Below are 23105 nucleotides of genomic sequence, written 5' to 3'. Positions count from 1 at the left end.
GGAGACGGAGGGTCATAACGGGAGATAAAGGGTGCGTGGAGGCATGGAGGGGCCGGGGATCGGTCTGGGGAGGCCGGGGATCGGCCGGGTGAGGTCGGTGGATCGGGCGGGGGAGGTCAGACGCGGATGACCTGGGGGCCCAGCAGGGCGTACCGGTGGGCCTCCGCCGCGGGCAGGGAGGTGCTGGTGACGATCGCGTCCACGTCGCCCACCGCGGCGAACCGGCAGAAGCTGACGGCGCCGAACTTGGTGTGCACGCCCGTGAAGACGGTGCGCCGGGAGGCGCGGACGGCCTGGGCCTTGACCTCGCTGACGGCCGGGTCGGGGGTGGTGAGCCCGTGGTCGCGGGCGATGCCGTTGGCGCCGATGTAGGCGAGGTCGACGACGAAGCCGGCGAGCATCTTCGTCGTCCAGTGGTCGACGGTGGCGAGGGTGCCGGGCCGCACCCGGCCGCCGAGCAGCAGCACGGTCGTGTTGCCGGCCTCGGCGAGCGCGCCCGCGGTGGCGAGGGAGGCGGTGACCACCGTCAGCGGCCGGTCCCGGGGGAGGGCCTCTGCGATGAGCTGCGGGGTGAAGCCCTCGTCGAGGAAGACCGTCTCCGCGTCCCCGAGCAACTCGGCCGCGGCGGCGGCGATCCGCCGCTTCTCCGGGACGTGACGGGTCGCGCGGAACGCGAGCGTCGTCTCGAACCCGGCGCTCTCCACGGGATACGCGCCGCCGTGCGTGCGCCGCACGAGCCCGTGCTCCTCCAGGGCGCGCAGATCACGCCGTACGGTCTCCTTCGCCACGCCCAGGTCGGCGGCGAGCGCGGCGACGTCGACGGAGCCCGCGCGGCGGGCGATCCGGACGATCTCGCGCTGCCTCTCCTCCGCGCTCATGGCCGACATCCGCTCTCCCTCGCCGTCGCACTGCCCGTTCGGGCCCGTTCGGGGCCCGGTGCCAGTTCTACAGCGGGTGCGTGGCGCTGACCAGGTCTGTTGCGAGCCCGATGATGCCCGTCCCTGCCCGTTTCGACGGTGGCCGCCCGCCGGGGACCTGGGGCGGACGGCGGATCGGGCAGCGGGCGTGCCCGAATGCGGCGGCGGGCGGGCCCGTTCGGTGCCCGCCCGCCGCTCTCGTCCGCCGCACGGCCCTCGTTTTCCGCACGGCGGGCGATCCCGGTCCCCGTGAGGAGTCGGCGGCCGGAGGACCGGCCGGCCGACGGTCGTCCGGTCAGTACGGCCAGATCGGCGGATCGCTCACGAAGTGGCCGCCCAGGCAGGCGTGCGCCTCGTTGCCGGGGTCGAGTTCGCCCTGCTCGGCGATGAGCTTCTCGGCGTACGGCTCGGAGTCGTCCTGCGGCGCGTAGCCCAGCGCGCGGGCGGAGGACAGGTCCCACCACAGGCGGGTGTTGGCGGAGGAGCCGTAGACCACGGTGTGGCCGACGTCCTTCGCGGTCAGGGCCGCGTGGAGGAGGCGGGCGCCGTCGGCCGGGCTCATCCAGACCGAGAGCATGCGCACGCTGGTCGGCTCGGGGAAGCAGGAGCCGATCCGCACGGACACCGTCTCCAGGCCGTGCTTGTCCCAGTAGAACTGGGCGAGGTCCTCGCCGAAGGACTTGGACAGGCCGTAGAAGGTGTCGGGCCGGTGCGGGGTGTCGACCGGGATCAGCGGGTCGTCGCCCTGCGGGCGGGGCGTGAAGCCGACGGCGTGGTTGGAGGAGGCGAAGACGATGCGCGGGACGCCCTCCTGGCGGGCGGCCTCGTACAGGTTGTACGTGCCCTCGATGTTGGCCCGGAGGATCTTCTCGAAGGGGGCTTCCAGGGAGATGCCCGCGAGGTGGATGATCGCGTCGACGCCCCGTACGGCTTCCCGCAGGGCCTCCCTGTCGGCGAGGTCGGCGGTGATCGCGTCCGGCTCGCCCTCGACGGGGAGCAGGTCGAGCAGACGCAGCTCGTAGCCGTACGCCGGGAGGAGCTCCCGCATCAGGGTGCCGAGGCCACCGGCGGCGCCGGTGAGCAGAACGGTGCGGGGAGCGGGCATCCTCGGGTCTCCTTGCATCGCCATTCGTGCATATGGGCGTCCAGCATTCACATTCGTGGACACGCTAGGGAGTGTGGGTCCGGTGCGTCAAGTGTGCCGCGGGTGCGCGCCGGACGGGTGAATCGGCAGGTGCGGAGCGGGTGGGTGACCTTGACCGCCCCGGCGGGGGCGTCCTAGCGTGACATCGTTCAGAAATGTAGACAGTGATCAGCGACATGGACTGGGAGAGCCCGTGACGTCAGCCTCGCTCGCCGCTCGACTCCGTGTCCCCACCGGGCCGTTGTTCTTCCCCGTCACCGCCTACGGCCCGGACGGCCGGATCGACCTCGACGCCTGCCGCGCGCATGTGCGCCGGGGCGTCGAGGCCGGGGCCGCCGCCGTCTTCGCCTGCTGCGGGACCGGGGAGTTCCACGCGCTCACGCCCGAGGAGTTCCAGGAGTGCGTGCGGGCGGCGGTGGCGGAGACCGCAGGGCGGGTGCCCGTCGTCGCCGGCACCGGCTACGGCACCGCGCTCGCCGAGCGCTACGCGCGGCTCGCCGCCGACGCCGGTGCCGACGGGCTGCTCGCCCTGCCGCCCTACCTCGTCGTCGCCGCACAGGAAGGACTCCTGCGGCACTACCGCCGGCTGGCCGCCGCGACCCCGCTGCCGGTGATCGTGTACCAGCGCGACAACGCCGTCCTCACGCCCGCCACGGTCGTCGAACTCGCCCGCACCGAGGGCGTCGTCGGCCTCAAGGACGGGGTGGGCGACCTCGACCTGATGCAGCGCATCGTGAGCACGGTGCGCGGCGAGGCGCCGGGCGACTTCCTGTACTTCAACGGGCTGCCGACCGCCGAACTGACGCAGCCCGCCTACCGGGGCGTCGGTGTCACCCTGTACTCGTCGGCCGTGTTCTGCTTCGCCCCGGAGATCGCCCTGGCCTTCCACCGGGCGCTGCGCACGGGCGACGACCCGACCGTGCGACGGCTCCTGGACGGTTTCTACCGCCCCTTCGTCGACCTGCGGGCCAAAGGGCGCGGCTATGCCGTGTCACTGGTGAAGGCCGGGGTACGGCTACGGGGGCTGGACGTGGGAGAGGTACGGCCGCCGCTGCACGAGCCGGCGGAGGAACACGTCAAACAGCTGGGCCAGTTGATCGAGCGCGGATACGCGCTGCTGGAGGAGTGCCAGGAGGGCAAGTGAAGGCGTCTACGTTCGTCTACCCGTGGGACGTCAACGGGGATCCGGCCGCCGCGGAGCGCATCGCGGAACTCGGTGTGCGGCAGGTGACGCTCGCCTCCGCGTACCACTCCACCCGCGCGCTCACCCCGCGACATCCCCGGCACCGCGTCGTCACCGCCGAGTACGCGGCCGTGCTGTACCCGCCGGGCGACCGGTGGCGGGGGCGGACCCTTCGGCCGTACCCGGCGGGGGAGTGGGCGCCCGGCGACGCCTTCGGTGAGGCCTCCGGGGCCCTGGAGGCCGCCGGTCTGGAGGTGCACAGCTGGGTGGTCCTCGCCCACAGCTCCCGGCTCGGCGCGGAGCACCCGTCGACCTCCGTGGTCAACGCCTACGGCGACCGCTACCCGTGGGCGCCGTGCATCGCCCAGGCGGAGACCCGTGGGTACCTCGTCGACCTGGCGGCGGAGGCCGCGGTACGGCCGGGCGCGCGCGGCACCGAACTGGAGTCCCTCGGCTGGTACGGCTTCCAGCACCTGCACGCCCACGACAAGACCGGCGGCGTCGCGCTCGGGGACGCCGGGCAGTACCTGATGGCGCTCTGCTTCTGCCCGGCCTGCCGGGACGGGTACGCCGACGCCGGGCTGGACCCCGACGACCTGGCCGCCGCCGTGCGCGACGCGCTGGAACCGCTGTGGCGGGGCGAGCCGGTCGACGAGGGGTGGCCGGCGGTCGAGAAGCTCCTCGGCGCGGAGCGGGCGGCGGGCACCCGGCTGTGGCGCGACACCGTCGCCCGCTCCCTCCAGGAGGACGCCGTCACGGCGGTCCGGGCCGCCGCGCCCGAGGGGTTCCAGGTGCTGCTGCACGCGGACCCCGTGACGTACCACTGCGGGGCGAACGCGGGCGTCGACCCCGCGCACATCCTCGGCGTGGCGGACGGCGTCGTCGTGCCGTGCGCGGGCGGGCCGGGGCTGCTTCCGGCGTTCGCGGAGGCCGGCGTGGAGGGGGCGGTGCTGGCCGCCAACCTCGGCGTCGTGTCCGGGATGGGCGGCAGCCCCGGAACCCTGGGCGCGGACGCCCGGCGGGCGGCCGAACTGGGGGCGACGGAGATCCGGCTCTACCACGCGGGTCTGGCGTCGGACCAGGACCTGACGGCGGTGCGGGAGGGACTGACGGCGGTGCCGTTCGCCCAGTAGTCCGTGGCCGGGGGGCGCGTGGGCGGCTGCGGGTGCGTCGTGGTTCTCGCGCGGTTCCCCGCGCCCCTGGAGGGACGGGCCTGCGGCCCGCCCTCCCCCGGAAGGCGTGGGGCTGCGGCTGGAGGGCGCTGCGGAAAGGCACGGGGCGCGGCCCCGGTCGCCCTTCAGGGGCGCGGGGCGCTGGCACATGCGGCTCCGCCGCGCGTGCGCGAACGGCCCCCACCTGCCCGCTCTCGCCGACGCGCCACAGGGCCCCTCCCATCGGCGATGAGTTCTCCCCACCGAGTCGGTCTACCGAGAAAGGCACGCGCCCCGACCGACCCGAAGGAGCCCCGGATGACCGTCGACGACGCCGGCCCTCTCACCGCCCCCCTCGATCTCACCGCGCAGACCCGTGTCGTGGCCGCGCTCGCGCGGGCCGTCGCGGACGAGGAACTCTCCGCCGCGACCCCCTGCCCCGCGTACGCCGTGCGGCACCTCCTCGGGCATCTGCTCGGTCTCTGCGTCGCCTTCCGGGACGCCGCCCGCAAGGACCTGGGGCCCACGACGGACACCGACCCCGGCGCAGCCCTCCCCGACATCGGCCCCGACTGGCGCGAGGCCCTGCCCCGGACGCTCGGCGAACTCGCGGAGGCGTGGCGCGACCCGGCCGCCTGGACCGGCGACACCAGGGCGGGCGGGGTGCCGCTGCCGGGGGCCGTCGCCGGTGCCGTCGCCGTGAACGAACTCGTCGTGCACGGCTGGGACCTCGCCCGCGCCACCGGACAGGCGTACGAGCCCGACCCGGACGCCCTGGCCGCGTCCCACGCCTTCCTCGCCGCCTCGGTCGGCGCCCCGGGGCGGGACCGCATTTTCGGCCCCGTCGTCCCCGTGCCGGACGACGCGCCCCTCCTGGACCGCGCCATCGGCCTGAGCGGACGCGACCCGAACGGGAAGCCGTAGGCGTTCCCCAGACAGAACACGCGAAATCCGGCGCGGGCCCCCGCCCGCGTCCGTACGCTCCCCCACATGCCCCTGAGCCTCACCGTCCTCGGTACCGCCTCCGCGCACCCCCGGCCGGGCCGGCCCGCCTCCGGATATCTGCTGCGCGGCGGGGGCGCGGAGATATGGGTGGACGCCGGGTTCGGCACCTTCGCGGAGTTGCAGCGGCACACGGACCCCACGAGGCTCACGGCGATCTGGCTGTCCCATCTGCACGCCGACCACAGCGCCGATCTGCTCGCCGCCGCGTACGGCTTCGCGTACGGCGGGCTCACCCCGCCCGCCCCGATCCCCGTCTACGCGCCCGACGGCTGCGCCCGGCGGGTCGCCGGCTTCCTCGGCCGGCCCGACACCGCCTTCCTGACCGGCGTGTTCGACTTCCGTCCGCTGTACGACGGGCACACCGCCCGGCACTGGAACCTCACCCTCACCGCGCGTGCCGTCGTCCACGACGCGGAGGCGTACGGGCTGCGCGCCGAGTGCCAGGGGCGGGTGTTCGCGTACTCCGGGGACAGCGGGCCGTGCGACGCGCTCACCCGGCTCGCGGGCAGCGCCGACCTCTTCCTGTGCGAGGCGCACGTCGCCGCACATCGCGATGGCGAACCCCGGGTGCATCTCACGCCGGAGGAGGCGGGAACGTGCGCCAAGGGGGCGAGCCGGCTGCTCGTCACCCATGTGGGACCCGCGCTGACCAGGGAGGAAGCCGCCGGACGCGCGGCCGTGGCGTTCGGTGGGCCGACCGAGAGCGCGCGTGAGGGCGACACCCGCGTCGTCTGACGGCAACCGCGGATTCTTTTGCCGGAAGCATTGACGAAACACGCGCCCCCTCCTACCTTCAACGCGTCGTACTTCGTACGTCATATATGAGACGCGATACGCGAGATCAGATACGGGAGATGCCGTGACGGGCAGCTCGTGGGATCTCCGTGACATCGAGAGGCCGCGCATGACCTCTGTGCCCACGCCTATTCCGTCCCGCACGCAGTTCGTGCTGGAGGGGATCAAGCACCGCATCCTCACCGGACGGTTGACACCGGGTCAGGCCCTGGTCGAGACCGAGCTGGCCGCGCAGTTCGGGGTGTCCAAGACGCCCGTGCGCGAGGCGCTGAAGACGCTGGCCGGTACCGGACTCGTCGTGATGAGCCAGTACAAGGGCGTCACGGTGCGCATGGTCGACGCGGACATGGCGCGCGAGGTCTACGACGTACGGCTCCTCCTGGAGCCGGAGGCCCTGCGGCGCTCGGTGCGGCGCGGTGCCTCGTGGGACGCGGCGAGCGACGCGCTGACCAGGGCCGACGAGGCCACGGACACCGCCGAACGGTCGCTCGCCAACCGGGAGTTCCACCGCGCGCTCTACGTGCCCTGCGGCAACCCGCTGCTCGGCCGGATGCTCGACGAGGTGCGCGACCAGGCCGCCCTGGTCTCCGCCGTCGCCTGGGCCGCCGACCCCTCGTGGGAGCGGGAGGCCGCCGAGCACCGGGAGATCCTGCGGCTCGCCCTCGACGGCGACGCCGACGGCGCCGCAGCCGCCCTGCACGCACACATCGCCTCGTTCGTCGAGCGGGCCTTCCCCGGCGCCCACGACGGCGACGAGGGCCCGCACGTCGGCCGGATCCCGGGCGACCACGACACCCCCCGGCCCCGTACCGCTCCGTAAGCCCCCGAGACCGCGGCCGCACCGGCGGCGGCCTCCGCAGTCCTCGCAGAGGAAGGTCATCCATGAGCAGCGTGACGTTCGAGACCCAACGGACGGCTCTGGCCGACGTGGTCGCGATCCCGGTGACTCCGTTCGCCGAGGACGGCACCGTCGACCAGGGCGCCCACCGGGCCCTGCTGCGTCGGCTGCTCGACGGCGGGATCACCACCCTCACCCCCAACGGCAACACCGGCGAGTTCTACGCCCTCACCCCCGAGGAGCGGCGCCTGGTCACCGAGCTGACCATGGACGAGGTCGGCGACCGCGCCGTGGTCCTGGTCGGCGTCGGACACGACATCCCGACCGCCGTCGCCTCCGCCGAGCACGCCCGCGCGGTCGGCGCCCAGATGGTGATGGTCCACCAGCCGGTCCACCCCTACGTCTCGCAGGGCGGCTGGGTCGACTACCACCGGGCGATCGCCGAGGCCGTGCCGGAGCTGGGCGTCGTGCCCTACATCCGCAACGCGCAGCTGTCCGGCGCCCGGCTCGCCGAACTCGCCGACGACTGCCCGAACGTGATCGGTGTGAAGTACGCGGTCCCCGACGCGGCGCGCTTCGCCGCCTTCGCCCGCGACGCCGGCCTGGACCGCTTCGTCTGGGTGGCCGGACTCGCCGAGCCGTACGCGCCCTCGTACTTCTCGGCGGGCGCCACCGGCTTCACCTCGGGCCTGGTCAACGTCGCCCCGGCCGTCTCGACGAACATGCTCGAAGCGCTCCGCTCAGGTGACTACCCGGCCGCCATGAAGGTCTGGGAGCAGATCCGCCGCTTCGAGGAACTGCGCGCCGCGAACGGCTCCGCCAACAACGTGACCGTGGTCAAGGAGGCCCTCGCCTCGCTCGGTCTGTGCCGCAGGGACGTCCGGGCACCCAGCAGGCGACTGCCCGAGGCCGAGCGGGCCGAGGTCGCGTCCATCGCCGCGGGGTGGTCGATATGAGGAAGCCGGAAGAACTCCGCAGCCACCAGTGGTACGGCAGCGGCATCTCGGCGGGACTGCGCTCCTTCAGCCACCGCGCCCGCACCCGCCAGCTCGGCTACCTGCCCGAGGAGCACCTGGGCAAGCCGGTCATCGCGATCCTGAACACCTGGTCCGACATCAACCCCTGCCACGTCCACCTCCGCGACCGCGCGCAGGCCGTCAAGCGGGGCGTGTGGCAGGCGGGCGGCTTCCCGCTGGAGTTCCCGGTCTCCACCCTCTCGGAGACCTTCCAGAAGCCGACCCCCATGCTCTACCGCAACATGCTCGCGATGGAGACCGAGGAGCTGCTGCGCTCTTACCCGGTCGACGGGGCCGTGCTGATGGGCGGCTGCGACAAGTCCACGCCCGCGCTGCTGATGGGTGCCGCGAGCGTCGACCTGCCGACGGTGTTCGTGCCCGCCGGACCCATGCTGCCGGGCCACTGGCGCAACGAGGTCCTCGGCTCCGGCACCGACATGTGGAAGTACTGGGACGACCGGCGCGCCGGCCTCATCGGCGACTGCGAGATGACCGAACTGGAGTCCGGCCTCGCCCGGTCGCCCGGTCACTGCATGACGATGGGCACGGCCTCCACGCTCACCGCCGCCGCCGAGGCCCTCGGGGTCACCGTCCCCGGCGCGTCGAGCATCCCGGCCGTCGACTCCGGGCACGACCGGATGGCCGCCAGGTCCGGCCTGCGGATCGTCGAGCTGGTCCGCCAGGACCGCAGGCTCAGCGACATCCTCACCGCCGACGCCTTCGAGGACGCCGTCACCACCGTCCTCGGCCTGGGCGGCTCCACCAACGCGGTCATCCACCTCATCGCCATGGCCGGCCGCGCGGGCGTCAAGCTCACCCTGGACGACTTCGACCGCATCGCCCGTACCGTCCCGGTCCTGGCCGACGTCCGGCCCGGTGGCCGGCGGTACCTGATGGAGGACTTCCACTTCGCGGGAGGGCTGCCCGGGTTCCTCTCCCGGATCACCGACCTGCTGCACCTGGACCGGCCGACCGTCTCGTACGACACGCTGCGCGAGCAGCTCGACGGCGCGCTCGTCCACAACGACGCCGTCATCCGCACCCGCGAGAACCCGGTCGCCGCCGAGGGCGGGGTCGCCGTCCTGCGCGGCAACCTCTGCCCGGACGGCGCGGTCATCAAGCACATCGCCGCCGAGCCCCGCCTGCTCAAGCACACCGGTCCCGCGGTCGTCTTCGACGACTACCGGACCCTGCAGCGCACCATCAACGACCCGTCGCTCGGCATCACCGCCGACAGCGTCCTCGTCCTGCGCAACTCCGGCCCCAAGGGCGGCCCCGGCATGCCCGAGTACGGGATGCTGCCCATCCCCGACCACCTGCTGAAGCAGGGCGTACGGGACATGGTGCGGATCTCCGACGCCCGGATGAGCGGCACGAGCTACGGCGCCTGCGTCCTGCACGTCGCGCCGGAGTCGTACGTCGGCGGCCCGCTCGCCCTGGTCCGCACCGGCGACCCGATCACCCTCGACGTCGCGGCGCGCACCCTCCACCTCCACGTGGACGACGAGGAGCTGGAGCGCCGCCGGGCCGAGTGGACACCCCCGCCCACCCGCTACGAACGCGGCTACGGCGCCCTCTACAACGACCAGATCACCCAGGCCGACACCGGCTGCGACTTCGAGTTCCTGGCCCGACCGGGCAAGGTCCCGGACCCGTACGCGGGCTGACCCGAGCCGCACCCCGTACCGCGAACACCACCACCATGCACAGCGAGAAAGCGCTTCCTGCACCACGACGCACCACGACCCACCCAGAAACGGAGCCCCAGTCATGGCCCAAGCCGCAGCCGTGGCGAAACCGCCCGCGCCACCCCGGCGGAGCCGTGCGCGCCGTGTCTCCGCGACCCCGCGCAGGCTGCCCTACCTGCTGATCGCCCCGGCCGCCCTGCTGATGCTGGGCTTCATCGCCTACCCGGTCGTCAGCGTCTTCTACTACAGCCTGCAGCACTACAACCCCACCAAGCCCTGGCGCAACGGATACGCCGGCTTCGACAACTTCGTCCACGCCTTCACCGAGGACCCGCTGTTCTGGGACACCCTCGTCTTCAGCGCCAAGTGGGTCTTCGTCGAGGTCGGGCTCCAGCTGCTGTTCGGTCTCGCGCTCGCGCTGATCGTCAACCAGACGTTCGTCGGCCGGTCCCTCGGCCGCGCCCTCGTCTTCTCGCCCTGGGCCGTCTCCGGCGTCCTCACCTCCGCCATCTGGGTGCTGCTCTACAACTCCCAGACCGGCATCACCCGTTACCTGGCGGACCTCGGCATCGGCGAGTACGGCACCAGCTGGCTCTCCGACACCTCCACCGTCTTCTCGGCGGTGGTCGTCGCCGACCTCTGGCGCGGCGTCCCCTTCTTCGCGATCCTCATCCTCGCCGACCTCCAGTCCATCTCGAAGGACCTCTACGAGGCCGCCGAGGTCGACGGCGCGAGCCGCGTCCGGCAGTTCCTCCACATCACGCTGCCGCACCTGAAGGACGCGATCATCCTCTCCACGCTGCTGCGCGCCGTGTGGGAGTTCAACAACGTCGACCTCCTCTACACCCTGACCGGCGGCGGACCCGCGGGGGAGACCACCACCCTCCCGCTGTACATCGCCAACACCTCGGTCGACGCCCACAACTTCGGCTACGCGTCCGCCCTGACCACGGTCGCGTTCGTGATCCTGCTCTTCTGCTCGATGGTCTATCTGCGGCTGAGCAAGTTCGGAGGCGAATCCAAGTGATCACCAAGGACGCCGAGAAGGTCGCTCCGGTGACGCCCGCGCCCGCGGCCCCCGAGCCCCCGCAGCGGCCCCGCAAGCAGCAGCGCGCCTGGGACGAGGTGCCCCGCTGGCAGATCTACCTGCCCCTGTCGGTCTACCTCGTCTTCACCCTCGTCCCCTTCTACTGGATCCTGCTGTTCGCGCTCCGCAAGCCCGGCTCGACCTCGCTCGTGCCCTGGCCCGTCACCTTCGAGCACTTCGAGAAGGTGTGGAACGAGCGCAGCTTCGGGACCTACTTCCAGAACAGCGTGCTCGTCGGGGTCGTCACCCTGCTGATGACCACCCTGGTCGCCCTCGCCGGCGGCTACGCCCTCGCCCGTTTCGACTTCAAGATCAAGCGCGGGTTCATGCTGGCGCTGCTGTGCTCCCAGTTCGTCCCGGGCGCGCTGCTCCTCGTGCCGCTGTTCCAGATCTTCGCCGAGCTGCGGATGATCAACTCGCTCGGCAGTGTCATCCTCGCCGAGACGGTCTTCCAGCTGCCGCTGTCGATCATCCTGATCAGCACCTTCATCAAGAACGTGCCGTACTCGCTGGAGGAGGCCGCCTGGGTCGACGGCTGCAACCGGTTCACCGCGTTCCGGGTGGTCGTGCTGCCGCTGCTGAGGCCCGGTCTGATCGCGGTGGGGTCCTTCGCCTTCGTCCACTCCTGGAACCACTTCCTGTTCGCGCTGATGTTCCTCAGCAACCAGGAGAAGCAGACCATCCCGGTCGGCCTGAACACCCTGCTCAGCGCCGACAGCGTCGACCTGGGCGCGCTCGCCGCGGGCGGCATCATCGCCGCCGTCCCGGTCGTCATCGTCTTCGCCTTCATCCAGAAGTGGCTGATCACCGGCTTCAGCGCGGGGGCGGTGAAGGGGTGAGCGACCGCAGGAGAGGTCTCTCCGGCGTCGCGCCCGCCGGGACGCCGGGCCCGGGGGCCGTGGCGGGGATCCCGCACACCGCCCGGCTCCCACGACACGCCCCGGACGGCTGCCGCGACACCCCTAACCTGCACCAGAAGACCGACAGTGCCGCAAGGGCCGGCCGGGAGCCGGCCCGCGGCGCGGGCGCAGGGAGGACCCGATGAACCACACCACCGCACACGACACCCCGGTCCCGCTCGTCCTCGCGGGGGCCCGCGGCCACGGCCGCTGGCACCTGGAGAACATCCGCCGCCTGGCGGACAAGGGGATCGTCCGCCTCGCCGGCGTCTGCGAGCTGACCCCGCTGGGCGCGGACGAGATCCCGGACGGCCTCGGCACCCCCGAGCAGTCCGCCGACTTCGGCGCGCTCCTCGACTCCACCGGCGCCGCGATCGCCGTGATCTGCACCCCGATCCCCACCCACACCGACCTGGCGCTCGCGGCGGCCGAGCGGGGCGTGCACCTCCTGCTGGAGAAGCCCCCGGCCCCGTCGTACGCCGAGTTCCGCCGGATGGCGGACGGGGTGGCCGCCGCCGGGGTCGTCTGCCAGATCGGCTTCCAGTCGCTGGGCTCCCACGCGGTGCCCGCGATCCGGAAGATGATCGCGGACGGACTGATCGGCGAGGTCACCGGCATCGGCGGCGCCGGCGCCTGGGCCCGCGCCGAGGGGTACTACCGGCGGGCGCCCTGGGCGGGCAAGCGCCGCCTGAACGGTGTCGACGTGATCGACGGGGCGCTCACCAACCCCCTCGCGCACGCCGTCGCCACCGGCCTCGCACTCGGCGACGCGGGCCGCGCCGAGGACGTCGCCGCCATCGAGACCGAGCTGCTGCGCGCCAACGACATCGAGTCCGACGACACCTCCTGCGTCCGGATCACCACCGCCCACGGCGGCCGGATCACCGTCGCCGCCACGCTGTGCGCGGAGAACCCCGACGAGCCGTACAACGTCGTCCACGGCACCAGCGGACGGATCACCTTCTGGTACAAGCAGGACCGCGTGCTCGTCCAGCGGGCCGGACACGGCCCCGAGGAGATCGAGTACGGCCGCACCGACCTGCTGGAGAACCTGGTCGACCATCTCGTCGACGGCGCCGACCTGCTGGTCCCGCCGGACGCCACCGGCGCGTTCATGAAGGTCGTCGAGGCCGTCCGCACCGCCCCCGACCCCCTCGCGCTCCCGGCCGGCACCTGGCACCGGCTGCCCGAGGAGGACCGCCGGGTCGTCGACGGCGTCGACGCCCTGGTCACGGCCGCCGCCGACACCCTCGCCCTCTACTCCGAACTGGGCGCCCCCTGGGCGCTCCCCGACGCTCCGGCGAAAGAGGTGGGCACCTGATGACGACCGACGAGTCCCTCGTCCTGCGGGTGGCGGGACGTCCGGTGGGCCGCTACCTCGCCCGGCCCGAAGTGCCGGCCCGCCTCTCGCCCCGCCCCTACCTCCACCCCGTCACCACCCTGTCCGGTACGGCGGTCACCGAGCTGAGCCCCGCCGACCACCTCCACCACCTCGGCGTCGGTGTCGCCGTTCCCGACGTCGAGGGGCACAACTTCTGGGGCGGGCGGACCTACGTCCGCGACCGGGGCCCGACCGAGCTCGACAACCACGGCTCCCAGCGCCACGTCGGCTTCCAGCTGCGCGACCCCGACGGCTTCGTCGAGGAGCTGCGCTGGGTGGCGTCCGGCGCCGAGCTGCTGCGCGAACGCCGGACCGTCGCGGCCAGCGAGCTGACCGAGAGCGCCTGGGCGCTGGACTTCACCTTCTCGCTGACCAACGCCACCGACGCGCCCGTCTCGATCGGCAGCCCCGCCACCAACGGGCGCCCCGGCGCCGCGTACGGCGGCTTCTTCTGGCGGGCCCGAAAGGAGGACCGGCCCCCGCGGGTGTTCACCGCCGACGCCGAGGGCGAGGCCGAGGTGCACGGCACCCGCGCCGACTGGCTCGCCCTCGCCGGCGACTCCTGGACGCTGGTCTTCGCGGGCGCCACCGCCACCACCCGCAGCGACCCCTGGTTCGTCCGCGCCGACGAGTACCCCGGCGTCGGCTCGTCGCTCGCCCACACCGAACGCCTGACCGTCGAGCCCGGCGGGACCGCCGTACGCCGGATCGTCACCGTCGTCGCCGACGGCACCCTCGACCGCGGCGAGGCGGCGGCCCTGGTCCGCAAGGCGGTGAGCCCGTGACGACCTCCGTGAGCGCGCCCGCCTTCTCCGCCGACCGGGGCGACGGCACCTACCGCAACCCCGTCCTCGACGCCGACTGGTCCGACCCCGACGTCCTGCGCGTGGCCGACGACTTCTACCTGACAGCCTCCAGCTTCGGCCGGGTCCCGGGCCTTCCCCTGCTCCACTCCCGGGACCTGGTCAACTGGACGCTCGTCGGCCACGCGCTGGAACTCCTCGAACCCGCGAGCGAGTTCCGGGCGCCCCGCCACGACTGCGGGGTGTGGGCGCCCTCGCTGCGCCACTTCGACGACCGGTTCTGGATCTTCTGGGGCGACCCCGACCAGGGTGTCTTCCAGGTCAACGCCCCCGAGATCCGCGGCCCGTGGACCCGGCCCCACCTGGTCAAGGAGGGCAAGGGGCTCATCGACCCGTGCCCGCTGTGGGACGAGGAGACCGGCGAGGCGTACCTCGTGCACGCCTGGGCCAGGTCCCGCTCCGGGATCAAGAACCGGCTCACCGGACACCGGATGCGGCCCGACGGCACGGGACTGCTCGACGAGGGCAAGGTGATCGTCGACGCGGACCGGCTGCCCGGCTGGTTCACCCTGGAGGGCCCCAAGCTCTACCGGCACGACGGCTGGTTCTGGATCCTCGCCCCGGCCGGGGGAGTGGAGACGGGCTGGCAGGGCGCCTTCCGCTCCCGCGACTTCTTCGGCCCCTACGAGGAACGCGTCGTGCTGGAGCAGCACGACACCGACGTGAACGGCCCCCACCAGGGCGGCTGGGTGCGCACGGCGGCCGGCGAGGACTGGTTCCTGCACTTCCAGCAGCGGGGCGCGTACGGCAGGGTCGTCCACCTCCAGCCGATGCGCTGGGACGCGGACGGCTGGCCCGTGCTCGGTGACGAGGGCGCCCCCGTGGCCGTGCACCCCAAGCCGGCGCTGCCCGCGCAGCCGCCCGCCGCGCCGGCCACCGACGACGACTTCCCCGGCGGCCGCTTCGGACGTCAGTGGCAGTGGACCGCGAACCCCGAGGACGGCTGGGCCACCCAGCACTCCGGCGACGGGCTGCGGCTCACGTGCGTGCGCTCCGTGCACGCGCACGACCTGCGGAAACTGGCGAATGTGCTCACACAGCGGCTGCCGGGGACCCCTTCCGTGACCGAGGTGGAGCTGCGCCTCGACAGCGAGGAGCCGGGGGCGCGCGCCGGGCTCGCCGTGCTCGGGGACGCCTTTTGCTGGATCGGACTGCAGCGGGACGCCGACGGAGGCGTGCACCTCGTGCACCGGTTCGCGGAGACGGTGGCCGAGCGGGAGCGGGACGCGGCACCGCCGTGCCCGGCGCCCGACGGGCGGGCCCGGCTGCGGATCGAGACCCGCGCCGGGGCACGCTGCCACTTCTCCTACGACGTGGGGGAGGGCCGGCAGTCCTCGGGCCAGGTCTTCGCCGCCACGCCCTGGCGCTGGGTCGGCGCCCTGCTCGGCCTCTTCGCGGTCGCGCCCACCGGCGGGGGACATGCCGGGGCGGCCACCTTCACCACGTTCAGGATCACCCCCTCCTCGTAACCCGTACGCCTGTTGGGAGCCGCAATGACGCATCTCCGTAGCAAGCGCTTGCCGACCTGGTCGGGGGCGAGTCCGGGCGCCGGCCGGACGCTGGTGGTGGTCCCTGCACTGCCGGGCTCGCCGGGGCTCGGAGCCGCCGGCGGGGCCGGGGCCGCGCCCGCCACGGGGGTGCGTGGCGCGCCCGGTGGCTGGAGCGACCGGCCCCACGGCTTCGCCTCCGGGTCCCACCACCCGGGCCGGCGGCCCTGGCATCCGGGCGGCGAACCCGACGCCGTCGCCCGGCTGCTGTTCGGCGACACCGACCTGCCCACCGCGGTCAGGTCGTCGCCGTGGACCGACATGAGCGGCTTCTCGTGGAAGGACGTGCGGTTCACGGAGTACCGCACCCACGGGCCGGGCGCCGGGGTCACCGCCGACCGCCCGCAGCTCCCGGCGGCCGAGGCCCCACCCGCACGGTCGCCAGGTACCTCGCCGGGACGGACGACCGGGCGCCGCACCTGCGGCGCGCCGGCCGCTGAACCGCCTCCCGGCGGCAGCACCAGACCCCCCACAACGTCATCACCCTCGTTGGATCCAGAAGAGAGAGCCGTTCAATGAAGATCAGCAATCACAGAAGCAGGCGCGCCGCCCTGGCCGTCGCCCTGGGTTCCGTCCTCGCCCTGACCGCCACCGCCTGCGGTGACGACGGCAGCGGGACCGGCGGCGACAAGGGCTCCGAGGGCAGCGGCAAGGGCGAGATCGTCTTCTGGGACAACAACGGCGGTGTCCGCACCGACATGACATCTGGAAGGAGATCATCGCCGACTTCGAGAAGGCCAACCCGGACATCAAGGTCGAGTACGTCGGCATCGCGGCCACCGAGTACCAGTCCAAGGTCGACACCGCCATCCAGGGCGGCGGTCTGCCGGACGTCGGCGGTGTCGGTGCCGCCATGGCCGCCGGGTTCGCCGCGCAGGGCGCGCTGGAACCGCTGGACGGCCGGCTCGCCAAGTCCTCGCTGAACGGCAAGCTCAACGAGGCGATGACCGAGTCGCTGAAGTCGGCGGGCGGCGGCGACGCCCTGTACTCGATCCCGACCTCCGCGAACAACGGTGTCCTCTACTACCGCACCGACCTGTTCAAGGCGGCCGGCCTCGACGCGCCGACCACCTGGGACAAGTTCTACAAGGCCGCCGAGAAGCTCACCGACAAGGACAAGAACAAGTTCGGCTACACCATCCGCGGTGGCGCCGGCTCCATCGCCCAGGCGCTGGACGCGATGTACGGGCAGTCGGGCATCACCTCGTTCTGGGACTCCAGCGGTGAGAAGACCACCGTGAACGACCCGAAGAACGTGGCGGCGCTGGAGAAGTACGTCGGCCTCTACAAGAAGGTCACGCCCGCGGCCGACCTCAACAACGACTTCACCAAGATGGTCGCTCAGTTCGACTCCGGCACCATCGGCATGCTCAACCACAACCTGGGCTCCTACCAGGACCACGTCAAGGCGTTCGGCGACAAGTTCCGGGGCATTCCGCAGCCGACCGGCCCCGGCGGCAAGCGGGTCCAGGTCTCCAACCCGGTCGACGGGCTCGGCGTGTTCAAGAGCTCGAAGAACAAGGAGGCCGCCTGGAAGTTCATCGAGTTCGCCATGTCGCACGAGCAGAACTCCAAGTTCAACGAGTCGGCGGGCCAGGTGCCGGCGAACAACGACGCGGCCCAGGACGAGTGGATCCAGAAGGCGGAGCCGACGAAGCTGGCCGCCGCCGCGCTGACCGACGGGTCGACCTCGATCGTGCAGCTGCCGTACTACCTGCCGGACTGGAACACCATCTCGAAGGCCGACAACGAGCCGGCCTTCCAGAAGGTGATGGACGGGCAGACCAGCGCGAAGGAGTTCCTCGACTCGCTGGCCGACCAGCTGAACACGGCGCAGGCCGAATGGAACGAGCAGAAGGGCTGACACTCCGTCACGACCGCCGGTCCGCTCCGGCCGGTCACGAAGTTCCCCGCGCTCCCGGACGAGGGGGCGCGGGGGCACCCCCCGCGTGAAAGGCACCGCACCCCGTACCTCCCGTAAGCCTGTTGAGAAAGGCACCCGCACGTGTCCCTCACCCGCAGACAGGTCACCACCGCGGCGCTCGCCGCCGTTCCGCTCGCCGTCGCCGCCACCGGGCCCGCTTCCGCCGCCTCCGCCGCCGTCTCCTCCGGCCGGGTCCGCCGTGAGCCCACGGTCTACCTCGCCGGCGACTCCACCGCTGCCCAGAAGTACGCCGACGCCCGGCCCGAGACCGGGTGGGGCATGGCACTGCCGTTCTTCCTCCGGTCGGGGCTGAAGGTCTCCAACCACGCCGTGAACGGCCGGAGTTCGAAGAGCTTCATCGACGAGGGACGACTGGACGCCATCCTGGGGGCCGTCCGCCCCGGCGACTTCCTGATCGTCCAGTTCGGCCACAACGACTCCAAGGCCGCCGACCCCGCCCGGTACACCGAGCCCTGGACCACTTACCAGGACTACCTGCGCCAGTACGTCGACGGGGCGCGCGCCCGGGGCGCGCGGCCGGTGCTCGCCACCTCCGTGGAGCGCCGGAGGTTCGACGCGGGCGGGGTGGCGCAGCCGACCCACGGTGAGTACCCGGCGGCCATGCGCGCCCTCGCCCAGGAGGAGGGGGTCGCGCTCCTCGACATCCAGGCGCTGTCCCTCGCGCTCTGGCAGAAGCTGGGGGTCGAGGAGACCAAGAAGTACTTCAACTGGACCGAGAACGAGCAGGACAACACGCACTTCAATCCGCCGGGGGCCATCGCCGTGGCACGGCTGGTCGCCTCCGAGCTGCTGAAGCGCCGGGTCCTCGCGCACCGCGACGTGCGCCGGCTGGACGAGACGGTCCCCGAGTCCTGGATCACCTGGCCGCAGGCGTAGCTCCCCGCCCCTTGGGGGCGCCCCTCTTCTCCTCTCTTCCCCCTTCTTCTCCCTTGTTCTGTTCTGGAAAGGAACCCGCACCCATGCGTGCTCATGCCTGGCATGCCCATGCCATTACTGCCTTCGTCGGTTGCACCGCCCTCGTCCTCGGGGTCGCCGGGACCGGCGTCGCCCAGGCGGGTGAACGCGACCTCGGCCGTCAGGTGCTCGGGGCCGGGGACGGCTGGGGCTCCGCCGAAGGCGGGACCACCGGCGGCTCCGCGGCCGACGCCGAGCACGTCTACACCGTCACCACCTGGGCGGAGTTCAAGGCCGCGCTCAGGGACGGCGGCGACGCGCCGAAGATCATCAAGATCAAGGGGATGATCGACGCCGTCTCCCAGGGCTGCGAGGCCTTCGTCACCGGCGGCTACGACCTCCAGCAGTACCTGAAGGACTACGACCCGGCCGTGTACGGCAACGACAAGGTCGCCATGGGCCCGCAGGAGGACGCCCGGGTCGCCTCCGCCGCCCGGCAGGACGCGGAGATCAAGGCCAACATCCCCAGCAACACCACCATCGTCGGCGTCGGCCGGAACTCCGGCATCCTCGGCGGCAGCCTCCAGATCAGGGGCGTCTCCAACGTCATCGTGCGCAACCTCACCGTCGAGGCGCCGCTGGACTGCTTCCCCGAGTGGGACCCCACCGACGACGGCAACACCGGCAACTGGAACTCCGAGTACGACGCCGTCGTGGTCTACGGCACCGACCACGTGTGGCTCGACCACAACACGTTCACCGACGGGCGCTACCCGGACAGCGAACGCCCGGTCTACTTCGGCAAGGTCTTCCAGCAGCACGACGGCCTCACCGACATCGTGCGCGGCGCCAACCACGTCACCGTGTCCTGGAACCGCTTCGAGAACCACGACAAGAACATGCTGATCGGCAACAGCGACGGCTCCGCCGCGCAGGACGCCGGCAAGCTCAAGGTCACCCTGCACCACAACCGCTTCGAGGGGATCCTCCAGCGCTCCCCGCGCGTGCGCTTCGGACAGGTCGACGTCTACAACAACCACTACGTGGTGAACGAGGAGCAGAAGGACGACTACTACGTCTTCGGCGTCGGCATCTCCTCGCAGCTGTACGCCACCGACAACGCCGTCACACTGCCCGCCGGGGCCAAGGTCGGCAAGGTCCTCAAGAAGTGGAGCGAGTCCCCGCTGACCGCCGAGAACAACTACGTCAACGGCAGGCTCACCGACCTCATCGCCGTCCACAACGCCGAGATCCCTGCCGAGACGCTCCAGTCCGGTGCCGGCTGGACACCGACCCTGCGGGGGAAGGTCGACCACCCGCGCGCCCTGCCCGGGATCCTCAAGGCCCGGGCCGGCGCGGGGAAGGTGTGCTGATGACCGGTCACCGGACCGCCCTGAGCAGACGGTCGTTCGTCCTCGCGAGCGCCGGCGCCGCGCTCGCGCTCGGGACGGCGGCACCGGCCCACGCCTCCCACGGCCGGTCGCCCTTCGGCCGGTACGGCTCACCGGCCGCCCGGCTCGACGAGCGGACCCTGTACGTGCACGCCGGGGGCGCCGGGGACTTCACCACGGTGCAGGCGGCCGTCACCGCCGCGACCGGCAGCGGGTACACCCTGGTCCTCGCTCCCGGTGTCTACCGGGAGACCGTCGCCGTCAGCGCCGCCCGCACCGACATGACCTGGATCGGTGCCTCCGGCGACGCCCGCGACGTCACCGTCGTGTACGACAACGCCGCCGGCACCCCCAAACCCGGCGGCGGCACCTACGGCACGACCGGCTCGGCGACCACCCTCGTCCAGGGCGACGGGTTCACCGCGCGGGACATCACCTTCGCCAACGACTGGCTGCGCGCCGACCACCCCGGCATCACCGGCACCCAGGCCGTCGCCCTCAAGGTGCAGGGCGACCGCTCGGCGTTCGTGCGGTGCCGGTTCCTCGGACACCAGGACACCCTGTACGCCGACTCGATGGCGCTCGGCACGTTCGCCCGCCAGTACTTCCGGGACTGCTACGCCGAAGGGGACGTGGACTTCGTCTTCGGCCGGGCCACCGCGGTGTTCGAACGCTGCCGCTTCCACGCCCTGACCCGGACCGACCTGGCCTCCGCCCCGTACGGCTTCGTCTTCGCGCCGTCCACCGCGGGCGCCAACCCGCGCGGCTACCTGGTGACCCGCGCCACGGTCACCAGCGGGGCCCCGGACGGCCACTACAAACTGGCCCGGCCGTGGGTGCCCAGCTCCGACACCACCGCCCGGCCCATGCTGACCGTCCGGGAGACCCGCCTCGGGGCCGGTATCGACGCGGTGGCCCCGTACACCGACATGTCCTCCGGTTTCCCCTGGCAGGACCAGCGGTTCGCGGAGTACCGGAACACCGGCCCCGGCGCCCGGATCACCGTCCCGGAGAACCGGCCCCAGCTCACCGCCGCGGAGGCCGCCGACCACACCCGCGAGGCGTACCTCGGCGACTGGACCCCCTGGAAGGGGTGCTGACATGCGCCGGCGCACCCTGCTCAGCGGGATCGCCGGCGGCCTCGTGGCCGCCGGCGCCGCCCCCGCGTTCGCCGCCACCCGCCGGGTCCTGCACGTCCGGCGCGGCGGCTCCGTCCAGGCCGCCGTCGACGCGGTGGACGGTCCTGGCTGGACCATCGTGGTCCATCCCGGGACCTACCGCGAGGTCGTCGCCGTCCCCGCCGACAAGGCGGAGCTGACGCTGCGCGGCGCCTCCCGCGACCCGCGCGCCGCAGTGATCGTCTTCGACCGCGCCAACGGCACGCCCCGGCCCGAGGGCGGCACGTACGGCACCGCGGGCTCGGCCACCTTCACCTCCGCCGCGCCCGGACTGACCGTGCGCGACCTGACCCTCGCCAACGACTGGCTGCGCGCCGACCACCCCGACATCACCGGCACCCAGGCCGTGGCCGCGTACGTCACCGGGGACCGCAGCCACTTCGAGAACGTCCGGCTCCTCGCCCACCAGGACACCCTCTTCGCGGACACCACCGCGCTCGACGCCTTCGACCGGCAGTACTACCGGAACTGCCACATCGAGGGCGACGTCGACTTCGTCTTCGGCCGGGCGCGCGCGGTCTTCGAGTCCTGCCGTTTCCACACTCTCCGGCGCGACGTCTCCTTCACCCCCAAGGGCATGGTCTTCGCGCCCTCCACCGCCCGTGCCAACCCCTACGGGTTCCTCGCCCTGCGGGGCCGGATCACCTCCGGCGCCGAGGACGGGGCGTACAAGATCGCCCGCCCCTGGGTCCCGTCGTACGAGACGACCGCCTGGCCCTCCCTGGTCGTCCGGGACACCTGGATCGGCCCCGGCATCGACGCCGCCGCCCCGTACACCAACATGCGCGAGGCGTACCCCTGGCAGACCATGCGCTTCCGCGAGTACCGCAACTCCGGTCCGGGCGCGGCCGTCACGGTGCCCGAGAACCGGCCGCGGCTCACCGACGCCGAGGCCGCCCTGCACACCCGGCGGACGTATCTCGGGGACTGGAGGCCCGATGGATGCCCGTGAGCCGGGCACCGACGCCGGTCCGCCCCCGGCCCGCCGCCCCGGACGGACCGGTGAACGGCTCGGGCGCCGGGCCTTCGTGACGGCCGCGTCGGCCGCCGCGGTGTTCGCCGGGACCGGCACCGCCGCCGGCGCGGCCACCGGGCCGGCCGCGCCCCCGGCCCTCACCGGTCTCGACGGCGCCCTGCCCGCCTTCCACTCCCTCCTCAAGGAGGAACTCCGCTTCCCGCTCGCCTGGGGCACCTCCCCGATCCGTGACCCCCGGGCCTGGCGGCGCGCGGCCCGCGCCAAGGTCGAGGAGCACCTGTTCGTCGCCCCGGACCACACCCCGTTCGCCCCCGAGTTCGGCGAGCGGCGCTCCGAGCGGGACGGCTTCACCCGTGAGCTGGTCACCTTCTCCCTCACCCGGTACGAGCGGGTCCGCGGCGCCCTGCTCACCCCCCACGGCAGGGGGCCGTTCCCCGCGGTGCTGCTGCTCCACGACCACGGCGCCCGCTTCGACATCGGCAAGGAGAAGCTGGTCCGGCCCTGGTACGACGACACCCGGCTCGCCTCCGCGCAGGAGTGGGCCGAGCGCTACTTCAGCGGGCGGTTCGTCGGCGACGAACTGGCCCGGCGCGGATACGCGGTCCTCGCCGTGGACGCGCTCGGCTGGGGCGACCGGGGCCCGGTCACCTACGAGCAGCAGCAGGCCCTCGCGAGCAACCTCTACCACCTGGGCTCGTCGCTCGCCGGGCTCATGGCCCGGGAGGACGTGCGCGCGGCGGCCTTCCTGGCGGGGCTCGACCGGGTCGACCGGCGCCGGGTGGCGGCCCTCGGCTTCTCGATGGGCGCGTTCCGCGCCTGGCAGACGGCGGCCCTCAGCGACGACGTCGCCGCCGCGGCGAGCGTCTGCTGGATGACCGGGCTCAAGGAGGTCATGGTCCCCGGCAACAACATCCTTCGCGGCCAGTCCTCCTACTACATGCTCCACCCCGGGCTCGCCCGGTACCTCGACTTCCCCGACGTGGCGGGCATCGGCGCCCCCAAGCCGATGTTCTTTCTGAACGGCGGCCTCGACCCGCTGTTCCCCGCCGACGGCGTCCGCGTGGCCCACGACAAGCTGCGCGCCGTCTGGCGGTCCCACCGCGCCGAGGAGCGGTTGCGGCTGACGACCTGGCCCGACCTCGGCCATGTGTTCACCGCGCCCCAGCAGGACGACGTCGTCGCCTGGCTCGACTCCGTCCTGTGACCC

At 72.7% G+C, this 23105-nt stretch carries 19 protein-coding genes and 1 pseudogene; 18 read left to right on the top strand and 2 right to left on the bottom strand.

Annotated features, from left to right (window positions below; genetic code table 11):
- Nucleotides 1-116 precede the first annotated feature (116 nt).
- Together GSY65_RS08005 and GSY65_RS08000 are read right to left on the bottom strand one after the other, a co-directional pair.
- Nucleotides 117-887, bottom strand: a complete 771-nt coding sequence (locus GSY65_RS08005; RefSeq protein WP_159766658.1) for a DeoR/GlpR family DNA-binding transcription regulator — start codon at nucleotides 885-887, stop codon at nucleotides 117-119.
- 325 nt (nucleotides 888-1212) lie between these two features.
- The gene (locus GSY65_RS08000; RefSeq protein ID WP_159766657.1) at nucleotides 1213-2022 is read right to left on the bottom strand and encodes an NAD-dependent epimerase/dehydratase family protein; all 810 of its coding nucleotides are present in this window, start codon (nucleotides 2020-2022) and stop codon (nucleotides 1213-1215) included.
- A 232-nt stretch (nucleotides 2023-2254) separates the two neighbouring features.
- On the opposite strand from GSY65_RS08000, the gene GSY65_RS07995 reads away from it, so the two are divergent.
- From GSY65_RS07995 to GSY65_RS07910, 18 genes and pseudogenes are all read left to right on the top strand, one after another.
- Complete coding sequence (locus GSY65_RS07995; protein ID WP_159766656.1) at nucleotides 2255-3205, top strand: 5-dehydro-4-deoxyglucarate dehydratase; 951 nt, start codon at nucleotides 2255-2257, stop codon at nucleotides 3203-3205.
- Nucleotides 3202-4377 (top strand): hypothetical protein, encoded by a 1176-nt coding sequence (locus tag GSY65_RS07990; RefSeq protein ID WP_159766655.1) that lies wholly within the window; start codon nucleotides 3202-3204, stop codon nucleotides 4375-4377. The genes GSY65_RS07995 and GSY65_RS07990 overlap by 4 nt, the downstream gene beginning before the upstream one ends.
- A 336-nt stretch (nucleotides 4378-4713) precedes the next feature.
- Nucleotides 4714-5319 (top strand): TIGR03086 family metal-binding protein, encoded by a 606-nt coding sequence (locus GSY65_RS07985; RefSeq protein ID WP_159766654.1) that lies wholly within the window; start codon nucleotides 4714-4716, stop codon nucleotides 5317-5319.
- A gap of 66 nt (nucleotides 5320-5385) precedes the next feature.
- Nucleotides 5386-6135, top strand: a complete 750-nt coding sequence (locus GSY65_RS07980) for an MBL fold metallo-hydrolase (protein WP_159766653.1) — start codon at nucleotides 5386-5388, stop codon at nucleotides 6133-6135.
- A gap of 169 nt (nucleotides 6136-6304) precedes the next feature.
- The gene (locus tag GSY65_RS07975; protein WP_236579716.1) at nucleotides 6305-7015 is read left to right on the top strand and encodes a GntR family transcriptional regulator; all 711 of its coding nucleotides are present in this window, start codon (nucleotides 6305-6307) and stop codon (nucleotides 7013-7015) included.
- A 62-nt stretch (nucleotides 7016-7077) separates the two neighbouring features.
- Nucleotides 7078-7989: a dihydrodipicolinate synthase family protein gene (locus tag GSY65_RS07970; protein ID WP_159766652.1), complete on the top strand. Its 912-nt coding sequence runs from the start codon at nucleotides 7078-7080 to the stop codon at nucleotides 7987-7989.
- Nucleotides 7986-9716 carry an L-arabinonate dehydratase gene (gene araD / locus GSY65_RS07965; protein WP_159766651.1) on the top strand — a complete coding sequence of 577 codons (1731 nt, stop codon included), beginning with the start codon at nucleotides 7986-7988 and terminating at the stop codon, nucleotides 9714-9716. Before GSY65_RS07970 ends, araD begins: the two co-directional genes overlap by 4 nt.
- A gap of 103 nt (nucleotides 9717-9819) precedes the next feature.
- Nucleotides 9820-10764, top strand: a complete 945-nt coding sequence (locus GSY65_RS07960; RefSeq protein ID WP_159766650.1) for a carbohydrate ABC transporter permease — start codon at nucleotides 9820-9822, stop codon at nucleotides 10762-10764.
- The gene (locus tag GSY65_RS07955; RefSeq protein ID WP_159766649.1) at nucleotides 10761-11663 is read left to right on the top strand and encodes a carbohydrate ABC transporter permease; all 903 of its coding nucleotides are present in this window, start codon (nucleotides 10761-10763) and stop codon (nucleotides 11661-11663) included. The genes GSY65_RS07960 and GSY65_RS07955 overlap by 4 nt, the downstream gene beginning before the upstream one ends.
- Nucleotides 11664-11865: 202 nt before the next feature.
- A complete protein-coding gene (locus tag GSY65_RS07950) occupies nucleotides 11866-13044 on the top strand; it encodes a Gfo/Idh/MocA family protein (RefSeq protein ID WP_159766648.1) in 1179 nt (392 codons plus the stop codon).
- Complete coding sequence (locus tag GSY65_RS07945) at nucleotides 13044-13889, top strand: PmoA family protein (protein WP_159766647.1); 846 nt, start codon at nucleotides 13044-13046, stop codon at nucleotides 13887-13889. Before GSY65_RS07950 ends, GSY65_RS07945 begins: the two co-directional genes overlap by 1 nt.
- Nucleotides 13886-15436, top strand: coding sequence for a glycoside hydrolase family 43 protein (locus GSY65_RS07940; RefSeq protein ID WP_159766646.1), 1551 nt, complete (start codon nucleotides 13886-13888; stop codon nucleotides 15434-15436). The genes GSY65_RS07945 and GSY65_RS07940 overlap by 4 nt, the downstream gene beginning before the upstream one ends.
- Nucleotides 15437-16029: 593 nt before the next feature.
- Nucleotides 16030-17378, top strand: a pseudogene (locus GSY65_RS07935) (ABC transporter substrate-binding protein).
- A gap of 141 nt (nucleotides 17379-17519) precedes the next feature.
- On the top strand, nucleotides 17520-18335 hold the full coding sequence (locus tag GSY65_RS07930) for a rhamnogalacturonan acetylesterase (protein WP_159766645.1): 816 nt from the start codon (nucleotides 17520-17522) through the stop codon (nucleotides 18333-18335).
- 83 nt (nucleotides 18336-18418) lie between these two features.
- Nucleotides 18419-19726 carry a pectate lyase family protein gene (locus GSY65_RS07925; protein WP_159766644.1) on the top strand — a complete coding sequence of 436 codons (1308 nt, stop codon included), beginning with the start codon at nucleotides 18419-18421 and terminating at the stop codon, nucleotides 19724-19726.
- The gene (locus GSY65_RS07920; protein WP_159766643.1) at nucleotides 19726-20844 is read left to right on the top strand and encodes a pectinesterase family protein; all 1119 of its coding nucleotides are present in this window, start codon (nucleotides 19726-19728) and stop codon (nucleotides 20842-20844) included. Before GSY65_RS07925 ends, GSY65_RS07920 begins: the two co-directional genes overlap by 1 nt.
- A gap of 1 nt (nucleotide 20845) precedes the next feature.
- A complete protein-coding gene (locus GSY65_RS07915; RefSeq protein ID WP_159766642.1) occupies nucleotides 20846-21874 on the top strand; it encodes a pectinesterase family protein in 1029 nt (342 codons plus the stop codon).
- Entirely contained in the window at nucleotides 21861-23102 is a 1242-nt protein-coding gene (locus GSY65_RS07910; protein WP_159766641.1) for a dienelactone hydrolase family protein, read from the top strand. Before GSY65_RS07915 ends, GSY65_RS07910 begins: the two co-directional genes overlap by 14 nt.
- The last annotated feature ends 3 nt before the right edge of the window (nucleotides 23103-23105 follow it).

The organism is Streptomyces sp. HM190, assembly GCF_009857135.1.
Lineage (GTDB): Bacteria > Actinomycetota > Actinomycetes > Streptomycetales > Streptomycetaceae > Streptomyces > Streptomyces heilongjiangensis.
This window is presented reverse-complemented; position numbering and strand designations above follow the sequence as displayed.